The 1835-nt window shown below is 49.4% G+C and carries 2 protein-coding genes; one reads left to right on the forward strand and one right to left on the reverse strand.

Going from position 1 to position 1835, the window contains the following annotated elements:
• Positions 1–492: 492 nt before the first annotated feature.
• Positions 493–753, reverse strand: a complete 261-nt coding sequence (locus AADEFJLK_RS24240; protein ID WP_146054745.1) for a hypothetical protein — start codon at positions 751–753, stop codon at positions 493–495.
• A 497-nt stretch (positions 754–1250) separates the two neighbouring features.
• On the opposite strand from AADEFJLK_RS24240, the gene AADEFJLK_RS23535 reads away from it, so the two are divergent.
• A partial coding sequence (locus AADEFJLK_RS23535) for a type I restriction endonuclease (protein ID WP_170065248.1) occupies positions 1251–1835 on the forward strand: 585 nt, incomplete at its 3' end.

The raw sequence follows: 1835 nt of genomic DNA on the forward strand, positions 1-1835 counted from the left end.
GGTGGCTCACATGCTCTCCAATGACTCGACGCGATTTCGTATAGCCTGCATTTTCACTTCCGCTTCGCTTCGTGAAAACTCAGGCACTATCGCTTCTGGGGACTACTCGACTCCTGTCTCGCAGCGTTCGTAACGTAAAAACCATTTTTTTCATAAAACCCGCGCTGAATACTATTACAGACGCTAGTTCCCAAGCTCCGGCTTGGGAACTAGGCTTTCCGAAGCTCTTGCTTCGGGAATTCTGGACACTAACATTTCTCGGTGCCGTTCAGGTAAGCCCGCCAGCGGTCTTTGCGCAGCCGTTGAGTTTTTTTAAATTCTCGAAGCAGGAGCTTCGTATAGGATGGTTCCCAAGCCGGAGCTTGGGAACCAGCACAAACGTGCATAAAATTATGTAGGCGTTCCATTGCACCTCAGCGTGTTAAACCCCACCCCAGCCCTCTCGGCAACCGCTCCTTGCGTTGCTCTACCTCCTTCATGCCCTGTGGGTATTTACGCCCCTGAGGGTGTGCATCCATGCAGTCGCCCTTCGCAGGGGAGGGAGCTTATAGCTTCCCCGTCGTACAGGTGAAAATCAGTGGGAAAATGCTCCTCCCCCTGGCAAGGGGGGATATGGGCGATTTGCTTGGCGGTATACTGGGGGACGGGAGGTAGGGAGTCGGGGTCAAGCTGCCGTAAGGTCGTTTTATCAATCGCCCCGACTTCATACAGGTCTTTTGCCATTGCGCTGAGAGTGTTTTGGATGTTAGTCATTTGCAAGCTCGGTTAAGTTCTTGTTGTCACCTCTAAATACTAGATCATCAAGTATAACTCAATCATCAAGTTTTTAACATTAGAATAAGCAACTTAGCCACTAGATATTAGATTAGTATTTTAATTAATTAAAAACAACAGGTTGCAATGGAATCCGTCCCCCTCCCCTGATGGGGAGGGATGGGGTGGGGAGAATCTAAATAAGGCTTTTTTCATTAAGCAGAATAAAAATACGTTGATCAAAATTTCTGGACCATAAGAATAAGTCATTGATTTTATTCTCCCCACCCCATCCCTCCCCATCAGGGGAGGGGGCTGTCCACCTTAACGAGCCTTCGCTCTCCGCTAATCTTCCCCACTATTTAGAGGTGACTTTATGAAAAACTTGATCATTGAGTATAAGCATGGCCACCTAAAAAGCAAAGCCCCGAATAATTACCTAATGACGACAAAATCCGGTTATCATAAAGGCAGTTGGCGATAATAACGGATTTTTTATGACACTCAATCAAAACCCCGAACAAAAAGCCCGTGACACGATTGACCAATTACTGTTACAGGCGGGTTGGGTTATCCAAAAGAACAAGCAAATCAACTTTGAGGCAGGCTTAGGGGTCGCGGTAAGGGAATACCAAACCGATACGGGGCCGGCGGATTACCTGTTGTTTGTGGACAGAAAGCCTGTCGGGGTCATAGAAGCCAAACAAGCCGACCACGGCTACAAAATCACCACGGTTGAAGAGCAAACCGCAGGTTATGCCGTCGCCAAGCTCAAATGGGTCAACCACCACCAGCCGCTACCTTTTCTCTATGAAAGCACAGGTATCGTGACCCGCTTTACCGACACCCGCGACCCCAAACCCCGCTCCCGCGAAGTGTTCAGCTTCCACCGCCCCGAAACCTTACAGGCATGGCTGCGCCACGATGTAGCCTTACGCAGCCGATTACAAACCTTTCCGGCCTTAAACCCCAAAGGCTTGCGCGATTGCCAAGCAACCGCCATTAACAACTTGGAAGTGTCGTTTAAAGATAACCGCCCCCGCGCCTTAATCCAAATGGCGACTGGGTCCGGCAAAACCTAC

This window comes from Methylovulum psychrotolerans (genome assembly GCF_002923755.1).
Lineage (GTDB): Bacteria > Pseudomonadota > Gammaproteobacteria > Methylococcales > Methylomonadaceae > Methylovulum > Methylovulum psychrotolerans.